Consider the following 16,043-nt stretch of genomic DNA (forward strand, 5'->3'; position numbering starts at 1 on the left):
AATATTATTTACTTTCGTAGGATAGTATTAATCAACTCGTCAATTTATGAACCGTTTCGTCAGCAAAAAAATAATTATTCCCGTTGTAGCTCTTTCATTTCTATTTATTGGCGTAAGTTTCAAGAACGATTTTTTTGAAATTGCGAAGCAAATTGAGATTTTTACAGGCGTTTTCAAAACCGTAAATCAGAATTACGTGGATGAAACTAATCCGGGTGAAATGATGGACAATGCTATAAAAAGTATGTTGAAAGAACTAGATCCTTACACTACCTTTTTCAACGAACAAGATGTTTTGAAATTCAAAATTAACAATACAGGCGAATACACCGGAATTGGTGCAATGGTGCAACGCAAAGATGGAAAAGTGTTTTTAAAAGAAATTTACAAAGGATTTCCTGCTGATAAAGCCGGGTTTAAAGCGGGTGATGAAATTACGCAAATTGGTGATGTAAATTTAAAAGAATATACCGAAGATGCTTCTCAATTATTTCGCGGTGCAAAAAACACGAATATTGTTATAAAATTTATCCGACAAGGAAAAGCACAAACAGCGACTATTATTTTAGATGAAGTAGAAATCAAGGCAGTTCCTTATTATTCCCTTTTGAAAGACAATGTAGGTTATATTGTTTTGACAAAATTCACCGAAAAAGCGAGTGCGGAAACTAAATCGGCTTTATTGGATTTGAAAAAACAAGGTGCTACAAAAATAGTCTTGGATTTACGAGGCAATCCAGGCGGATTATTGCACGAAGCGGTAAATATTTGTAATTTATTTGTGCCAAAAGATGAATTAATCGTAACCACCAAATCTAAAAACCCAAAACACAATCAGATTTATAAAACTAAAAACGAACCGATTGATTTAGAAATTCCGTTGGTAGTTTTGGTTGATGGAAAAAGTGCTTCAGCTTCTGAAATTGTATCGGGTGCTATTCAAGATTTGGATCGTGGCGTGGTGATGGGAAGTAGAAGTTTTGGAAAAGGATTAGTCCAACGTCCGCTAAATTTATCTTATGGAACCCAAGTAAAAGTAACAATTTCTCGCTATTATACGCCTTCTGGACGTTGCATTCAGGCATTGGATTATGCACACAAAGACGAAAATGGAAAAGCCATCAAAAAAGCACAAAACGAATTCACGGCATTTAAGACGAAAATAGGAAGAACGGTTTATGATGGTGGTGGCGTTTTGCCAGATGTGGAAATCTCAGAAACAAAAACGGCAAATATTACCGATGCTGTGGTTAAAAAAGACGGTATTTTTAACTTCGCGACACAATTATATTATAAAAATCCGAATGTAACTGGAATTCCTGTGGTTTCTGATGCTGATTTTGCGAATTTCAAAACATACTTAAAACAAGAGAAAATCAGTTTGGACACCGAAACCAACAAAGCACTTAAAAACGTCTTAGAAAGTGCTAAAAAGGAGAACATCGACACACAAATTGCTGCTGAATACAAACAATTAGAAAATGCTTTGGCACGCAACCAAGAAATTGAACTAGAAGCTAATAAAAATCAAATCAAAAGATTACTTCAAGAAGAATTAATTATTCGTTATCAATACCGCGAAGGGTTGTATGATTTTTACACCAAAAATAATGTGGAAATTGAAAAAGCAATCGCACTTTTAAATAATGCTACGCAATATAAAAACCTTTTAAAAAAATAAGATGAAACGCTTGCTTTCCCTTTTATGTATCGTTTTAACCAGCTTTACTTTTGCACAAGAAGAGGAAGAAGTGCATTCTATTTTTTTTGAATTTGATAAGTATAATTTAAAAGAATTACAAGCCGATGCTGTTGTGGGATTTGTTAGTAAAATCGATACTTCGCGCATTGCTTCGGTACAAATTTATGGTTATTGTGATGATCGTGGAAAAGACGAATATAACTTTGTACTTTCAACAAATAGAGCAAATGCCGTAAAAAATAAATTGGTTGAAAAGGGAATTAAGAGTAAAATCATAATTACCCTTGAAGGAAAAGGCCGCATTATGCTTGATGAAGATATGCAAACCAATGTCCCGGAAGCCCGTTCTAAAAATCGCCGTGTTGATGTAGTCGTTAACTTTAAACCTATTGAAATTGAGGATTTAAAAATTCCTGGTGTTTATAATTCCGTGCATAAAGACGCAATAATCGGGGATCGAATTTACTTAGATAAAGTGCTTTTTGAACGCGGAAGCAGCAAGCTAACCTATCAGGCAAAAAAGGAATTAGATCGCCTTGCCGTTCAATTGCAAAAGAACAAAAGCATTCATTTTGAAATTCAAGGACACGTTTGTTGTACACCTACATTTCAAAAGGAAGCGGTGGACCGAGATACTAAAAAGCGAGAACTTTCAACCAACAGAGCCCAACGTGTTTACAACTATTTCTTGCTGAAACAAATTAGTAAAACCCGAATGACATTCAAAGGGTATGGCAGTACTCAATCGTTGAAAAAAGGAAGCTCTTTAGACCGAAGAGTAGAGCTTTTGATTACTAAAAACGAAACTCCGATTAAGAAGAAATAGTTTTTAATTTTAGTATCCTTTATAATTTTATAGTAAATTAGCGTTTTAAATAATAGTCATTCTGTTTCCTATTTATGCGAAAAATCATACCCATTATTGCGATACTTACTTTAAGTTTTAGTTCGATTTCAACACCAAAAACGAACCAAACCACCTTAGTTCTAAAAAAAATGAAAATTTTACTAATAACGCTTTTTTTGTCAACTCATTTGTTCTCCCAAAATAAAGCCTCATATACAGTAAAGCTCCTTCAAAATAATGGAATTGAAAAAGGTGAAGTCGGTTATCTCTATACAAATAGTAAACAAAAAGCAAACTCGTTTTCTTACACTTTATTATTTTCGAATGAAAGAGCAAACTTCTTCATTGAAGAAAATCTTAATTTAGATAATACAGATTTTATTTCCATCAAAATGTTTTCTAGATATAAAGGTTATGTAATTTCCGACTCCGTATTTAATTATATAGAAAAAAATATAGGAACAAAGAAAAATACATTAAAAACCCCCAGAAATAAAGATTGGGAACTTTCGAACGAATCTAAAATTATCCAAAACTTCACCTGCTATAAAGCTACATCCAAAGAAATTGTAAAAAATAGCAAAGGCGATTTTGAATATGTGATTACTGCTTGGTACTGCCCACAGATTCCCTATCAATTTGGACCAAATGGTTTTGGTGGTTTGCCTGGACTAATTTTTGAATTACAATTTGATACGGCTCTTTATGGCTTAACAAATTTAACTTTAAACGATTCAAAAATAAAAATTGATGAGGTTGATCCAAATAAAATTATTACAGAAGAAGAATTTAATAAAAAAATGCAAGAGATAAGAAAAAATTATTAGAAAACATATATGAGAAAAATTCTGTTTTTACTATTCTTTAATTGTCTGACTTACGCTCAGTCTGGCACTGTCGTATACGATGCTATTCCTAAAAAAATTGATACTTCAAATTTAAAAGCTTCTGATGATTTAACGACAGATTCTGATATAAAAAATATGTTTCACGAAATGGAGAAAAGTCATTTTAGTACAACGCTTATTTTTAATCAGGAAAAAAGTTTTTTTACTATTCCAAATGACATAAATGAAAGTGAAATTGAAATAGGCGAAAAGCTAAATAGAATTTTGTTGAAATATCAACCAACTTATACAATTATAAAAGACAGTGCAACTTATTCTTTGAAAGAGAATTTTATGGTGAAGGAAAAAATCATCAACGATTGGGTAATATCTACTGAAACTAAACAAATCGATAATTTTAATTGCTATAAAGCAACACGCGTAGAAAAATTAAAAAATCGAAAAAATGAAGAAAGTGAACTAACAACTACTGCTTGGTTTTCCCCAGAAATGCCTTATTCTTATGGTCCCACAAATTATAGTGGTTTGCCTGGGCTAATCTTAGAATTAGAATTTAGAGGTTATAAATATGTTGCCACAAAAATTACATTATCTAAAGAAACAATCGCTATTGAATTACCAAATAAAAAAGTAATCTCAAAAGAAGAATATTCAAAAAAACTAAAGGCAAACTCACAATTCTAAATGCGAAATTCAACTATTACTTTTTTCACTCCTCTCAAAACATAAAAAAAAACTTGAAAAACTCGCTGAAAAAATCAAATACTTTCTATTTCAGAACTAGTAAGTTCGGCGTTTTTATTTTACTAAAACTCATTTTTAAAACCAAAAACCTAGCAAAGACGGGGAAAAAAAGTTGAAAATGTACAGAAAATCTGTAACAGAAATAAAAATAGATGTTTTAGATTTGTCTTTGTATGTACAAAAGCATTTAGTAATTTTAAAAATTACAAATTATGAAATCGAAGATTCACGAACTCCAAAAAAAGAATAAAAATTCGTGAGTAAAAAATTTATTTTTAGTGCAGTAGCACTTATGGCATTTTCTTTTGCTGGTATGGCTCAAGAGAAAGAACAAGATAATAAAACAACAGAAAGCGGAACGGATTGTAAAGTTGAAAAACTCAGCGCTTACACCCAAATGCGAAATGATGGACTTAGTCATGAACAGGCATCAGGCGCTTCTTATGGTATATATTTTGCCTGTCTACGTCTTAAAACTATTATTGAATTTTAATTACAAATAATTTTAACAAGTTATAATGTCCAAATTTTTTATAACTTGTTAATTTTCTTATCATCATAAGAACTATTCCATGAAAAAAGCCCTATTCCTTCTATTCTTTTTTATTAATTATAGTTTTTGCCAAGAAAACATTAGTGTTTTGTATAAAGTTAAAATTGAGGATGAAAAAGATTTATTTTCCAAAAACGCAACAGTAAGAGGCTATTTTGAAAAAGCTATTCAAAATGCATCCTTTTTAGAATTTAAATTAATCTGTCAAAAAGAAAACTCGAAATTTTCTGTAATTTCAAATTTGACAGAATTAGACATTTCACTAAACCAGACTTTACTATCATTTTCAAATTATACTGGTTTAATTTATGAAGAAAAAAATAACATTCTACAACAATCAATAATATTAGGCAATAATACATTCATAAAAAAAGCAATAAAACAGGACTGGATTTTAGAGAATAAATCGAAGAATATTGATGGCTTTGTTTGTTACAAAGCAACAACTACGAACAAAATTACTTATGGTGAGAAAATATTTAATCATTCGGTAATTGCTTGGTATTGCCCTTCAATACCTTGCAATTTTGGTCCAAATGGTTATAGTGGTTTGCCTGGTTTAATTTTAGAATTACAAGTCAGAAATGTTGTTTATGGAGCAACACAAATTGACCTAAACACGGCTGAAACTTTTGAAATCGATACAAAAAAAATGAAAATATTAAACGAGCAAGAATATAAGGAAGCTTTAGATAAAATGAATGATTTTTAGTGCAGTAGCACTTATGGCGTTTTCTTTCGCGGGTATGGCGAATGACATCGAGGAGACAAAAGTTGGAGTAGAAAAAATTAAAATAGAAGCTGTTAATGAAGTAAAGAAAGTTGATGACCCCTGTGTTCAATTTAGTTTTGATGCATTGGATAATTTCAACGCTTTAACGGGAACAGAATTACATGGTTTAGCTGCGGGGAAATTCATTATCGCTGCTTATGAACTTTGTGATAAAAATCGCTAATTAAATCATTTTAGTAAGGTTGTCCTTCAATTTTAAATTGTCCCATTCTAATTGATTTCAAAATCTAATATATCTTTACTCGTTATATAGTGAGAATCTAATACAAAGTTTGAACTTTTAAAAGGTCAATATCTTTAAACTAAAATTTAAGATCGATGGATAACCTTACTTTAAAAAATGGAAAATGAAAAATTTAATACTATTTTTAAAAATATTTATATTTACAAATATTGCTTTCTCTCAAAATAATCAATCAATTGAGGTAAAGTATTTAGCAATATTGGAACCATTTGATAAAGAAATGATAGAAAAGACAAATAATTCTTTATTTGAAAAAATAAACAATTCTCTATTAGACAAAAAATATCGCTTAATCGTCATGAAAAATGGGTTTTCGTTTCGTCAAGAAGACCAGAATATGCTTTTGGATGAAAATCAAAAACTGATAGCTAATCTGGTAGATGCTGCTTTTTCTATTCAGGAATTTTATTATGATAAAGAAAACAATCTGTTATTTTCACCCTTTAATAATATAAATGTTATAATTGAACATAATTATGATTGGATATTATCAAACGATAGTAAATTGATTAATAATTTTCTTTGTTACAAATCAACCTGTGAAGTTAATTATTTAAACAAATATGGAAAAATTAGTGTTAAAAAAATAACTGCTTGGTATGCTCCTGAAATAAACTATAACTATGGTCCTAATGGGTATATGGGTTTACCAGGAATGATTTTGGAAGTAGAAGTTGATAAAACAAAATTAGTTGCTATTGAAATTTTATTTCTAAAGGACGCTAAAAAAATAGAATTTCCTAAATTCAAAACCATTTCGGAAAAAGAATTAATCAAAAAAACAGAACAAGATTTTAAACAGTAATGCCAAAATACCTAATTCTACTTCTCTTTTTCCCATTATTCTCTTACTCTCAAACCATAAAAAAAACGTAAAAAATTCGCTGACAAAATCAAATACTATCAATTTCAAAATTAGTAAATGCGGCGTAAAAATTTTTACTAAAACTCATTTTTAAAACCAAAAACCCAGCAAAGACTGGGAAAAAAAGTTGAAAATGTACAGAAAATCTGTAACAGAAATAAAAATAGATGTTTTAGATTTGTCTTTGTATATACAAAAGCATTTAGTATTTTTAAAAATTACAAATTATGAAATCGCAGATTCACGAACTCCAAAAAAAGAATAAAAATTCGTGAGTAAAAAATTTATTTTTAGTGCAGTAGCACTTATGGCGTTTTCTTTCGCTGGTATGGCGAATAGTGGGGTAAAGAAAAAGAAAGAAACTCAGAAAGTAAAAAAAGTAGAATCCGTTGAAAAGGCCGCAGATTGTAATCTTGCAAGGTTTCAAGCTTATGTTTCCGCAACATCTGCTGGATTTAATCACGAGGATGCAAGTGGAATGTCATATTCCATCTATTTTTTATGCCTTAGATTAAATTCTGAAATCGGCGAATTCTAAATATAAAATAATAATTGGGCTGATCTATTTTTTCAGCCCTTACAATATAAAAATGAAGAAATACTTATTCCTATTGTTATTGCTAAATATTGGTTATGCTCAAAAAAATATCCGTATAACCTACAACGTTACTATCCAAAATGAAGATATTTTCAAAGACAATGCCGATTTAAGGAAATTAATGGATAGGGCAATTAAAGACGCCAAGCATTTAAACTTTGTGTTGTTGTGTAATACAGATGAAAGTTATTTTTATTCTAAAAACCATTTAAATACCGATGATAAACTACTTTTAAATTCGAATCTTAATTTCGCACAATATAGAGGAGAAATATATCAAAGAAAAGATTCTCTTTTTTGTTATTCTAATTTACTTGGAAACAACATTTATCAAAAGAAAAATGCAGCAGTTGAATGGGTTTTGACCAATGAAACTAAAATAATTGATGGTTTTACCTGTATGAAAGCAACCTCAAACTTTAAAGTTGTTAACAAAGAAAAAATATTTAATCATCCGGTAATTGCTTGGTATTGCCCTTCAATACCAAGCAATTTTGGTCCAAATGGTTATAGCGGTTTGCCTGGTTTAATTTTAGAATTACAAGTTAGAAATGTTGTTTATGGAGCAACACAAATTGACCTAAACACGACTGAAACTTTTGAAATCGATACAAAAAAAATGAAAATATTAAACGAGCAAGAATATAAAGAAGCTTTGGATAAAATGAATGATTTTTAGTGCAGTAGCACTTATGGCGTTTTCTTTCGCTGGTATGGCGAATGAAGTAAAAGATGAAATAAAAGAAGACTCTGTTTGTCTCAAAGTATGGCTATCTCAAGTTAAATTTTATTTATCTTGTGGTGCTTCGGAGGCTGATGCTTTTGAACTTGCCGACCAAGGATTTGCGCAATGCCAAGTAAATACGGGAACACAAGTAAACCCATAAATATCAATATGTTTTTTTTAAAAAATATTTTAATAATATGAAATACTCACTACTAATTTTTTGTTCTTCCATTCTTTTTGCACAAAATAGCACAATTAAATATGTTGCAATGCAAGTTGAAGAAGAAGCATTTCAAAAAAACCTTACTATTGACGCTAGAAAATCATTTGAGGTGGCTGATGACCTAGTTAGTACTGTTAAAATAGAATTAATATTTAATGACTCTATTTCTGTTTTTAAGTTAGAAGATAATTTCACACCTAATACTTATGAAGAACGACTAGCTGTTACTAAAGCTGGTTTGACCGTGCCTAGATATATGAATCTCACTGAAAACAAATCCTTCTACAATAATAATGGCAATCCAATTATGGGTGAAAAAGAATTTTTGGTATATTCAGATTTAGATTTTAAATGGAATATTTTAACTGAAGAAAAAAAAATAAATAATTTCACGGCAATTAAAGCGATTGGAACCGCTAATAAAAACGATAAAATTGTAAAAGTAATTGCTTGGTTCGCTCCAGAATTGCCCTATAGTCACGGACCCAATGGTATTGGTAATTTACCCGGAATTATTTTAGAAATGCAAATTGGCAATATTCATTATATGGCTAAAGAAATTTTAATAAAAAATTCAGTCAAAACAATTGAAATTCCCAAGAAAGGTAAATTAATTTTATCCGAAGACTATTACAAACTTCAAAAAGAAAGATTTGAAGATTTTGAGAAGGGATTTTAATTACTTAAGTCATAATAACAATTATGTAATAGTTTCACGATACTTTTTGTTAAATGTAAAACCGAAAACAGTGAGAATTAAAATTAAATTGTAAAATTTGTCTTTCTATATACAAAAGCATTTAATATTTTTAAAAATTACAAATTATGAAATCGAAGATTCACGAACTCCAAAAAAAGAATAAAAATTCGTGAGTAAAAAAATGATTTTAATGCAGTAGCACTTATGGCGGTTTCTTTCGCTAGTGCAGAGAATTCTAACTGCGAAAATTATTGTTAAATCTTAAAAAAACGGAGTAGCATTACGCCGCTAATCATTTTTTATGAAAAAAATTATCTTTTTATTATTTTTTACAGTATCCGTTTATAGTCAAAACTATAAAGTAGTATATGGTAAATCTAGTTTTAGTACTGAAAAAGATTTGAGTGAAATTAAAGATATTAATGTTAAAAACAATATCATCAACATTAATAAATCTTTCAATCAACTGGAATACGAATTATTGATTAATGACGAATTTGCTGTTTTTCAGTATGTAAAAAAATTGAAACTTCCTGAATTTAATCCTAGAGCAATCACAGCGGGTGGCGGTGGTGGAATTCATTTTTATAATAGAGCGAATCAAAAGGAAGTTTTTGCGACAGAAATGTCTGGAAACAAGTACTTTATTGAAAGTCCTATCAATAAATATGAATGGAATATTACTAATGAAAGTAAAATCATCAATGAATTTTTGTGCTATCGTGCTGAAGCAAATGTGAATTATGAAGATTTTAGAGGTAAAGAAACTTATAAAATTGAAGCTTGGTTTTGTCCAGCCTTACCGTTTTCATTTGGCCCAGACGTTTATTATGGTTTACCAGGTTTAGTCTTTGAAGCCTATAAAACCAATTCAAAAGTGAAGTTTTATTTAAAAAGTATTGAAAAGATCAGCCCAGAAATTCCAATTTCGTTTCCTAAAGAAAGCAAAGTAACCGAACAAGAGTTTACAGCAATTTTTAATGCTGAAATGAAAAAATTAACAGAAGAAAATTAAACTAGTTATTACTAATTCTAAATGCCAAAATCAATATTCCTATTACTAGTTTTTTCAATGTTATCTTTCTTGCAATCCTTAATCGCAACCGTGAAAGACTCGCTAACAAAATCCAATACTTTCTATTTCAAAATTAGTAAATGCGGCGTAAAAAATTTTACTAAAACTCATTTTTAAAACCAAAAACCTAGCAAAGACTGGAAAAAAAAGTTGAAAATGTACAGAAAATCTGTAACAGTAATAAAAATAGATGTTTTAGATTTGTCTTTGTATATACAAAAGCATTTAGTATTTTTAAAAAATCAAACAAAATGAAATCGAAGATTCACGAACTCCAAAAAAAGAATAAAAATTCGTGAGTAAAAAATTTATTTTTAGTGCAGTAGCACTTATGGCGTTTTCTTTCGCTGGTATGGCGAATGAGATTGAGGAGACAAAAGTTGAGGTAGAAACAGCTGAGAAAGCATTAATCTTAAAAGAGAAAGACTGTCTTCAAATCACTGTTGACCAAATGACTTTGATAGATCCAAACCTTACTTTGAGCGATAGTTTTGCAGCAGCTCTTTCATATGCCTTATTCGTTGCTTGTAATGGTGGAGTAGCTTCTGGGCCAGCAGATACAGTAATCGAGTTGCCATAATTTTGAATTTCATAAGGTTGTTAAATAGGATAAAATAATTTCAATTCGTTTTTAAAAAACAGTTATACACCAAGATATTAATAACCTTATGAATTCTCTAATCCTATTAATAAATGAAAAAGACAATAATACTATTACTAATTAGTTTAACTTGCTATTCCCAATCAGGTCTGGTGAAATATGAAACAATTTCAAAAAAATATTTAGAAAATAATAAAAATGCAGAAAACGCGAGTAAAGATGTCACAGATTTGTTGAAACTTATTGAAAATACTTCTCTTGAAGTAACGCTAAATTTCAATAGTCAAACGAGCCATTTCTTCATTGATGATAAAAGAAATAACTCTGAAATTAAAACTACAGAAACAATCTCAAGATTATTAATGGAATTTAATATAACTTATACCTTTTTAAAAGACAGTTCTGTTTATCAATTGATTGATAATGTTTTAGTGCATAATAAAATAAAGTTGAATTGGAAAATTGAAAATGAATCTAAAAAAATCGATGACTATATTTGTTATAAAGCAACGCTTGTAGAAAAATATAAAAATAGAATGAACGAAGAGAAACAAAAAACCGTTGTTGCTTGGTTTTGTCCTGAAATCCCCTACTCTTTCGGTCCCAATGAATATTATGGCCTTCCGGGTTTGATATTGGAATTAGAAAAAGATGAAAATAAATATGTTGCCACAAAAATCACATTATCTAAGGAAACAATCGCTATTGAATTACCAAAGAAAAAAGTAATCTCAAAAGAAGAATATTCAAAAAAACTAAAGGCAAACTCACAATTCTAAATGCCAAAATACCTAATTCTACTTCTCTTTTTCCCACTGTTCTCTTTCTCGCAATCCTTACTAGGAACCGTGAAAGATTCGCTTGGAAAACCTTTGCAAAATGCCAATGTAATTGCCAAACCGCTAGTTGAAAAACAAGGGCTCAAATTCGCTATTGCAGATCATATGGGAAGGTATAAATTAGATTTAGAAAAAGAAGTGCCTTATGAAGTTCGCGTTTCTTATTTGGGCTACAAAGAAGAGGTTTTAAATCTTCCGGCTAATTTTTCACAGAAAGAACATCATTTCAAACTCAAAGAAACCGGACAAGAACTCAAAGAAATTATTATTACACACGAATACAAACCTGTAATCGTTAAAAAAGATACGCTAATCTATGATGTAAAAGCTTTTACCACAGGAAACGAACGCAAACTTAAAGAGCAATTAGAAAAACTACCCGGTGTAGAAGTAGATAAAGACGGTGGCGTAACCGTTCAAGGTAAAAAAGTTACTAAATTTTTAGTCGAGAATAAATCGTTTTTTGGTGGTGGTACAAAATTAGGCGTAGAAAACATTCCGGCTGATGCGGTTGATAAAGTCGAAGTAATTGACAATTTCAACGAAGTAGGTTTTCTAAAACAAGTTTCGGATTCGGATGATTTGGCAATGAACATCAAGCTCAAAGAAGATAAAAAGAAATTCGTTTTTGGCGATGTAGAAGCGGGTGCCGAAGTAGCAGACGATAATGGTTTTTATTTGGGTCACGCGGCTTTGTTTTATTATGCTCCAAAAACCAATGTCAGTTTCATTAGTGACCTCAACAACATTGGGAAACGCACTTTTTCGTTTCAGGATATGATGCGTTTTCAAGGCGGTGCGAGTAGTTTTATTTCGGGCCGAAAACAATTGACGGATTTATATGCTTTTGCAATGGACAATACGGATGTTCTAGAAAATAAATCGCGATTTAGTGCCATCAACTTCCGCCAAGAAATCAATACGAAATTAGATATCGAAGGTTATGGAATTTTCTCGAGTCTTTTTTCAAAAACGGCTTCAGAAAGTAGTATCGAATACCTTCAAAATAGTGCCGTTACCTTTGAAAAACGTTCTTCATCAGGCAGAAACAACTCGGTTTTAGGCATTGGCAACATCAAACTAAATTATACACCAAATACGAAAGAAAAGTGGTATTACAATGGCCAGTTTCAATCGAGCACAAACGATATTAATTCTGTGTTGAATTCGGCTCGCGATGGGCAATTGTCTTCGTTTGAAACGTTAAATAAAGCCGATAATATTCAAATTAAACAATTTGTAGAATGGCACAAGCAAATCAATAAAAAACAAACTACGACATTGGTGGTCAATCAAAGTTATGACAACCAAAAACCCAGCAATACATGGTTAACCGACACGGAATTCTTAACCGGATTAATTCCGTTAGCAAACGATACGTTTTACAACATTCAGCAAGTTAAAAAAGTAAAAAACAACAGTATTGACGCCTTGTTCAAGCACTATTGGATTATTAATAATTTCAACCATTTGTATACCAATTTGGGAAACAATCTAGGAACGACACAGCTTGAAATCACCGAAAAACAATATCTAACCGATGGTACAATCAATGATTTTGCGTCGAATGGTTTTGGAAACGATTTGGATTATTTGCTAAACGATTTGTATTTGGGCTTAGAATATAAATTCAAATTAGGCAAATGGGTGAACAAACCCGCCATTTATGCCCATTATTTTCATTTGAAAACACAGCAAATTTCGAGTGATTATGCGTTGAACAACACTTTTTTACAACCGAGTTGGTTAAGTGAATATGAATTCAATCAGTCGGAAGATTTAAAGTTCAATTATAAATTGGTTAATGAATTTCCAGAGGCCACTCGCTTGCTAGAGCGTTATACGTTGCAAAGCTACAATTCGGTGTTTAGAGGAAATGCCTTGCTCAAGAACGAGCGTTTTCACAACGCCACTTTAAACTATAAAAAAAACAGTATGTATCGTGGTTTGATGCTTTTTGCTAATGCGAGTTATACCAAAAAGATCAAAACCATTCGAAATGAAATTGGTTTAGACGGCATCAACCAATTCACCACGCCAACAATTACGGATAATCCGGAAACATCGTATCGCGTTTCGGGAAGTATTGATAAGAAAATTTATCGCTTTAGAATCAATTTTAATGCGAATTTATCTTGGTTCAATTACCTGCAAACCATCAACAATCAGACAGTTTCAAATGATAGAAACAACCAGACTTTAGGTATAAAACTTCGCACAGCTACTAAAAAATGGCCAAGTGCAAGCGTTAGTTATAACAAATCATTTAGTCAGTTTTCTGGTTTGACTAAATCTTCGTTAACTTCTGATCGATTGGGCTTTGATTTGGACATTGACTTTTTGAAACATTTCAATTTCAAAACGGATTATCAAGTAACATTCAACGAAAACAGCAATAATTTAGCTACCGATTTTAGAATTGCTAATGCGTATTTGAGTTTTCAGAAAAAAAACAATCCCTTTCGTTTTGAACTTTCGGCACAAAATTACTTGAATAATGGTACGAAAATCAACAATTCTTTTTCTGATTTTATGATTTCGAGTTCCACTACTTACATTTTGCCAAGAGTGGTTCTGTTGACAGTGAGTTATAAATTATAAGAATAGAATTACAAAACTCAATTATTTTCAAAATCCACACTTGTAGCGTTTTTATTTTCAGCAAATCACTTTTTTTAAACAAAAATCCCAGCAAACATTGGAAAAAACAATTGAAAATGTACAGAAAATCTGTAACAGGAATGAGAAAAGATTTTATAAATTGCCAAAGATAAAATTCAATATTTAAAATATGTTTTTGTAAACTATTAAATTATTTGAGTTTCTGTATATATGAGTTAGCAGAAAATTTTGAAAAAGTTGTTAAAAGGACGAATCACTTGAAGATACACTAGAATTCATTCAAGGAAATGTGAAGTGTTAACAAAAAATAAAAAAGAAATATGTTGACGGGGCGGTATATTAACCAGTTGAAAAACTAAAAAATAGTACCTAAGATTGTCGTCCTTGCGGTAGTCCGTAGAATAAAAAATGGAAAAAAATTATAAAGATGAAAAATACAGTAAAACATATTATTAAAAATACATTTAATTTTAGCGGGATAACTACTAGAAAAGAGTATTGGTCCTATTTTTTTATTATAATTATTCTAATAAATTTTATAGTACTTTCTTTAGTTTTTGGGATATTTGAAGCTAATTATTTGAAAGTAAATAACATTAAACCCAACGGCTTAATGTTTAGAAATGAAAGAGCGATTATCAATATAATTTTAGTACTACCTTTAGTCTCTGGAACTGTGAGAAGATTAAGAGATGCTGGCTTTTCAGTTTGGTTGTTATTTATACCTGTACTAAACTTAATACTTTGTATGTATCCAACAAAAAAACTAACGTAAATTTATTTAAATAAAGAGGGTTTTCAATAACGGTTTTTGGCTAAACCTAAAGGCCGTTATTAATGTCTTAAATTAGTATAAGAATTCGTTACCTTAAAGCAACAAATTATATAAAAATCATTACATAATTTTTTTAAATCAACGCTCTTTTTAAATTTTACTTCATAAAACTATTTTCAAAAAACAATCCCTTTCGTTTTGAACTTTCGGCACAAAACTACTTGAATAATGGTACGAAAATTAACAATTCCTTTTCTGATTTTATGATTTCGAGTTCCACTACTTACATTTTACCACGAGTGGTTCTGTTGACAGTGAGTTATAAATTATAAGAATAGAATTACAGAACGAAATTATTTTCAAAATTGATCCCTCTAGCGTTTTTATTTTCATCAAATCCCTTTTTTTGAACAAAAATCTCAGCAAACATTGGAAAAAATAATTGAAAATGTACAGAAAATCTGTAACAGGAATGAGAAAAGATTTTATAATTTGCCAAAGATAAAATTCAATATTTAAAATATGTTTTTGTAAACTATTAAATTATTTGAGTTTCGTGTATATATGAGTTGCAAGAAACCTTATGACCAACGTTCGTGCATAATTTCAACGTTCAGCCTACGAAATGGCTTAGTAAAGAAACGAAATAGCACCTAACTGAAGAAAGTAAATTTATTGTATCAGGCAGAAATCCATATTGGAAAAAATAGCAGAAAATCTTTGACTGCCTTAAAGAGTCAAAAACTCTTGCAAAGATTGAAGCAAAAAAAATATAATTATGAATAAAATTAAAACAATTCTGTTGATGTTAGTAATATTTATTTTTACATCTTCATTTACTAGTAAAGACGTATTCCTTGCGCATAAATGTTCATATAAAGTATACAGCGCAGATGGTACATTTCTTGGAAATTGGGATACATGGGTTCCAGATGATGTATCATGTGGTAGCAGTAAAGCTAAAGCATTAGCAGTTGCCGAATACAATGTTTGGAATTAAATAAAAAAAAACAACTCATTTAAAGCAAATTAATAAATATTTAAAATGAAAAAAATTATAACAAATTTTATGTTGATTGCGGTTTTTGTATTAGCAGCATCATTTACTACAGAAGAATTAATTTTGGCTAAAAATTGTTCTTACAATGTGTATAACGCAAATGGCACTTTTTTAGGCACTTGGGATATAAATGTGCCTGATGATATGTCATGTGGTAGTAAAGCTGCAAAAGCGTTAGCAGTAGCAGATTACAATGTTTGGAATTAATCATTAATTATTAAAGAAGC

General features: G+C 30.3%; 20 protein-coding genes. All 20 read left to right on the forward strand.

What is annotated here, in order from left to right; translation table 11 throughout:
• Window positions 1-46: 46 nt before the first annotated feature.
• Window positions 47-1,681, forward strand: coding sequence for a S41 family peptidase (locus T1L09_RS11465; protein WP_322551101.1), 1,635 nt, complete (start codon window positions 47-49; stop codon window positions 1,679-1,681).
• Between the two features lies 1 nt (window position 1,682).
• Window positions 1,683-2,528 carry an OmpA family protein gene (locus tag T1L09_RS11470; protein WP_322551102.1) on the forward strand — a complete coding sequence of 282 codons (846 nt, stop codon included), beginning with the start codon at window positions 1,683-1,685 and terminating at the stop codon, window positions 2,526-2,528.
• Window positions 2,529-2,698: 170 nt separating this feature from the next.
• Window positions 2,699-3,376: a GLPGLI family protein gene (locus T1L09_RS11475; protein ID WP_322551103.1), complete on the forward strand. Its 678-nt coding sequence runs from the start codon at window positions 2,699-2,701 to the stop codon at window positions 3,374-3,376.
• A gap of 9 nt (window positions 3,377-3,385) precedes the next feature.
• A complete protein-coding gene (locus tag T1L09_RS11480) occupies window positions 3,386-4,081 on the forward strand; it encodes a GLPGLI family protein (protein WP_322551104.1) in 696 nt (231 codons plus the stop codon).
• A 178-nt stretch (window positions 4,082-4,259) separates the two neighbouring features.
• Window positions 4,260-4,391, forward strand: coding sequence for a hypothetical protein (locus T1L09_RS11485; RefSeq protein WP_322551105.1), 132 nt, complete (start codon window positions 4,260-4,262; stop codon window positions 4,389-4,391).
• Window positions 4,392-4,397: 6 nt separating this feature from the next.
• Window positions 4,398-4,634 (forward strand): hypothetical protein, encoded by a 237-nt coding sequence (locus tag T1L09_RS11490; protein WP_322551106.1) that lies wholly within the window; start codon window positions 4,398-4,400, stop codon window positions 4,632-4,634.
• A gap of 79 nt (window positions 4,635-4,713) precedes the next feature.
• Complete coding sequence (locus tag T1L09_RS11495) at window positions 4,714-5,406, forward strand: GLPGLI family protein (protein WP_322551107.1); 693 nt, start codon at window positions 4,714-4,716, stop codon at window positions 5,404-5,406.
• Window positions 5,396-5,650, forward strand: coding sequence for a hypothetical protein (locus T1L09_RS11500; RefSeq protein WP_322551108.1), 255 nt, complete (start codon window positions 5,396-5,398; stop codon window positions 5,648-5,650). Before T1L09_RS11495 ends, T1L09_RS11500 begins: the two co-directional genes overlap by 11 nt.
• 184 nt (window positions 5,651-5,834) lie before the next feature.
• On the forward strand, window positions 5,835-6,536 hold the full coding sequence (locus tag T1L09_RS11505; RefSeq protein ID WP_322551109.1) for a GLPGLI family protein: 702 nt from the start codon (window positions 5,835-5,837) through the stop codon (window positions 6,534-6,536).
• A 367-nt stretch (window positions 6,537-6,903) separates the two neighbouring features.
• On the forward strand, window positions 6,904-7,134 hold the full coding sequence (locus T1L09_RS11510; protein WP_322551110.1) for a hypothetical protein: 231 nt from the start codon (window positions 6,904-6,906) through the stop codon (window positions 7,132-7,134).
• A gap of 52 nt (window positions 7,135-7,186) precedes the next feature.
• On the forward strand, window positions 7,187-7,873 hold the full coding sequence (locus T1L09_RS11515) for a GLPGLI family protein (protein WP_322551111.1): 687 nt from the start codon (window positions 7,187-7,189) through the stop codon (window positions 7,871-7,873).
• A gap of 13 nt (window positions 7,874-7,886) precedes the next feature.
• Window positions 7,887-8,081, forward strand: coding sequence for a hypothetical protein (locus T1L09_RS11520; RefSeq protein WP_322551112.1), 195 nt, complete (start codon window positions 7,887-7,889; stop codon window positions 8,079-8,081).
• A 37-nt stretch (window positions 8,082-8,118) separates the two neighbouring features.
• A complete protein-coding gene (locus T1L09_RS11525) occupies window positions 8,119-8,823 on the forward strand; it encodes a GLPGLI family protein (protein ID WP_322551113.1) in 705 nt (234 codons plus the stop codon).
• 322 nt (window positions 8,824-9,145) lie between these two features.
• The gene (locus T1L09_RS11530) at window positions 9,146-9,859 is read left to right on the forward strand and encodes a GLPGLI family protein (RefSeq protein ID WP_322551114.1); all 714 of its coding nucleotides are present in this window, start codon (window positions 9,146-9,148) and stop codon (window positions 9,857-9,859) included.
• Between the two features lie 391 nt (window positions 9,860-10,250).
• Entirely contained in the window at window positions 10,251-10,499 is a 249-nt protein-coding gene (locus T1L09_RS11535; RefSeq protein WP_322551115.1) for a hypothetical protein, read from the forward strand.
• 113 nt (window positions 10,500-10,612) lie between these two features.
• The gene (locus T1L09_RS11540; protein ID WP_322551116.1) at window positions 10,613-11,299 is read left to right on the forward strand and encodes a GLPGLI family protein; all 687 of its coding nucleotides are present in this window, start codon (window positions 10,613-10,615) and stop codon (window positions 11,297-11,299) included.
• A complete protein-coding gene (locus T1L09_RS11545; protein WP_322551117.1) occupies window positions 11,300-13,960 on the forward strand; it encodes a carboxypeptidase-like regulatory domain-containing protein in 2,661 nt (886 codons plus the stop codon).
• 448 nt (window positions 13,961-14,408) lie between these two features.
• Window positions 14,409-14,756: a DUF805 domain-containing protein gene (locus T1L09_RS11550; protein ID WP_322551118.1), complete on the forward strand. Its 348-nt coding sequence runs from the start codon at window positions 14,409-14,411 to the stop codon at window positions 14,754-14,756.
• A gap of 778 nt (window positions 14,757-15,534) precedes the next feature.
• Complete coding sequence (locus tag T1L09_RS11555; protein ID WP_322551119.1) at window positions 15,535-15,756, forward strand: hypothetical protein; 222 nt, start codon at window positions 15,535-15,537, stop codon at window positions 15,754-15,756.
• Window positions 15,757-15,801: 45 nt separating this feature from the next.
• Complete coding sequence (locus T1L09_RS11560) at window positions 15,802-16,023, forward strand: hypothetical protein (protein ID WP_322551120.1); 222 nt, start codon at window positions 15,802-15,804, stop codon at window positions 16,021-16,023.
• Window positions 16,024-16,043: the final 20 nt, after the last annotated feature.

Origin of the sequence: Flavobacterium psychraquaticum, assembly GCF_034497725.1 — a bacterium.
Classification (GTDB): Bacteria; Bacteroidota; Bacteroidia; order Flavobacteriales; family Flavobacteriaceae; genus Flavobacterium; species Flavobacterium psychraquaticum.

Bases quoted from the DNA above. Each gene is read 5' to 3' on its own strand.
- T1L09_RS11465 (WP_322551101.1), top strand. From the start codon at position 47: ATGAACCGTTTCGTCAGCAAAAAAATAATTATTCCCGTTGTAGCTCTT.
- T1L09_RS11470 (WP_322551102.1), top strand. From the start codon at position 1,683: ATGAAACGCTTGCTTTCCCTTTTATGTATCGTTTTAACCAGCTTTACT.
- T1L09_RS11475 (WP_322551103.1), top strand. From the start codon at position 2,699: ATGAAAATTTTACTAATAACGCTTTTTTTGTCAACTCATTTGTTCTCC.
- T1L09_RS11480 (WP_322551104.1), top strand. From the start codon at position 3,386: ATGAGAAAAATTCTGTTTTTACTATTCTTTAATTGTCTGACTTACGCT.
- T1L09_RS11485 (WP_322551105.1), top strand. From the start codon at position 4,260: ATGTACAGAAAATCTGTAACAGAAATAAAAATAGATGTTTTAGATTTG.
- T1L09_RS11495 (WP_322551107.1), top strand. From the start codon at position 4,714: ATGAAAAAAGCCCTATTCCTTCTATTCTTTTTTATTAATTATAGTTTT.
- T1L09_RS11500 (WP_322551108.1), top strand. From the start codon at position 5,396: ATGATTTTTAGTGCAGTAGCACTTATGGCGTTTTCTTTCGCGGGTATG.
- T1L09_RS11505 (WP_322551109.1), top strand. From the start codon at position 5,835: ATGAAAAATTTAATACTATTTTTAAAAATATTTATATTTACAAATATT.
- T1L09_RS11510 (WP_322551110.1), top strand. From the start codon at position 6,904: ATGGCGTTTTCTTTCGCTGGTATGGCGAATAGTGGGGTAAAGAAAAAG.
- T1L09_RS11515 (WP_322551111.1), top strand. From the start codon at position 7,187: ATGAAGAAATACTTATTCCTATTGTTATTGCTAAATATTGGTTATGCT.
- T1L09_RS11520 (WP_322551112.1), top strand. From the start codon at position 7,887: ATGGCGTTTTCTTTCGCTGGTATGGCGAATGAAGTAAAAGATGAAATA.
- T1L09_RS11525 (WP_322551113.1), top strand. From the start codon at position 8,119: ATGAAATACTCACTACTAATTTTTTGTTCTTCCATTCTTTTTGCACAA.
- T1L09_RS11530 (WP_322551114.1), top strand. From the start codon at position 9,146: ATGAAAAAAATTATCTTTTTATTATTTTTTACAGTATCCGTTTATAGT.
- T1L09_RS11535 (WP_322551115.1), top strand. From the start codon at position 10,251: ATGGCGTTTTCTTTCGCTGGTATGGCGAATGAGATTGAGGAGACAAAA.
- T1L09_RS11540 (WP_322551116.1), top strand. From the start codon at position 10,613: ATGAAAAAGACAATAATACTATTACTAATTAGTTTAACTTGCTATTCC.
- T1L09_RS11545 (WP_322551117.1), top strand. From the start codon at position 11,300: ATGCCAAAATACCTAATTCTACTTCTCTTTTTCCCACTGTTCTCTTTC.
- T1L09_RS11550 (WP_322551118.1), top strand. From the start codon at position 14,409: ATGAAAAATACAGTAAAACATATTATTAAAAATACATTTAATTTTAGC.
- T1L09_RS11555 (WP_322551119.1), top strand. From the start codon at position 15,535: ATGAATAAAATTAAAACAATTCTGTTGATGTTAGTAATATTTATTTTT.
- T1L09_RS11560 (WP_322551120.1), top strand. From the start codon at position 15,802: ATGAAAAAAATTATAACAAATTTTATGTTGATTGCGGTTTTTGTATTA.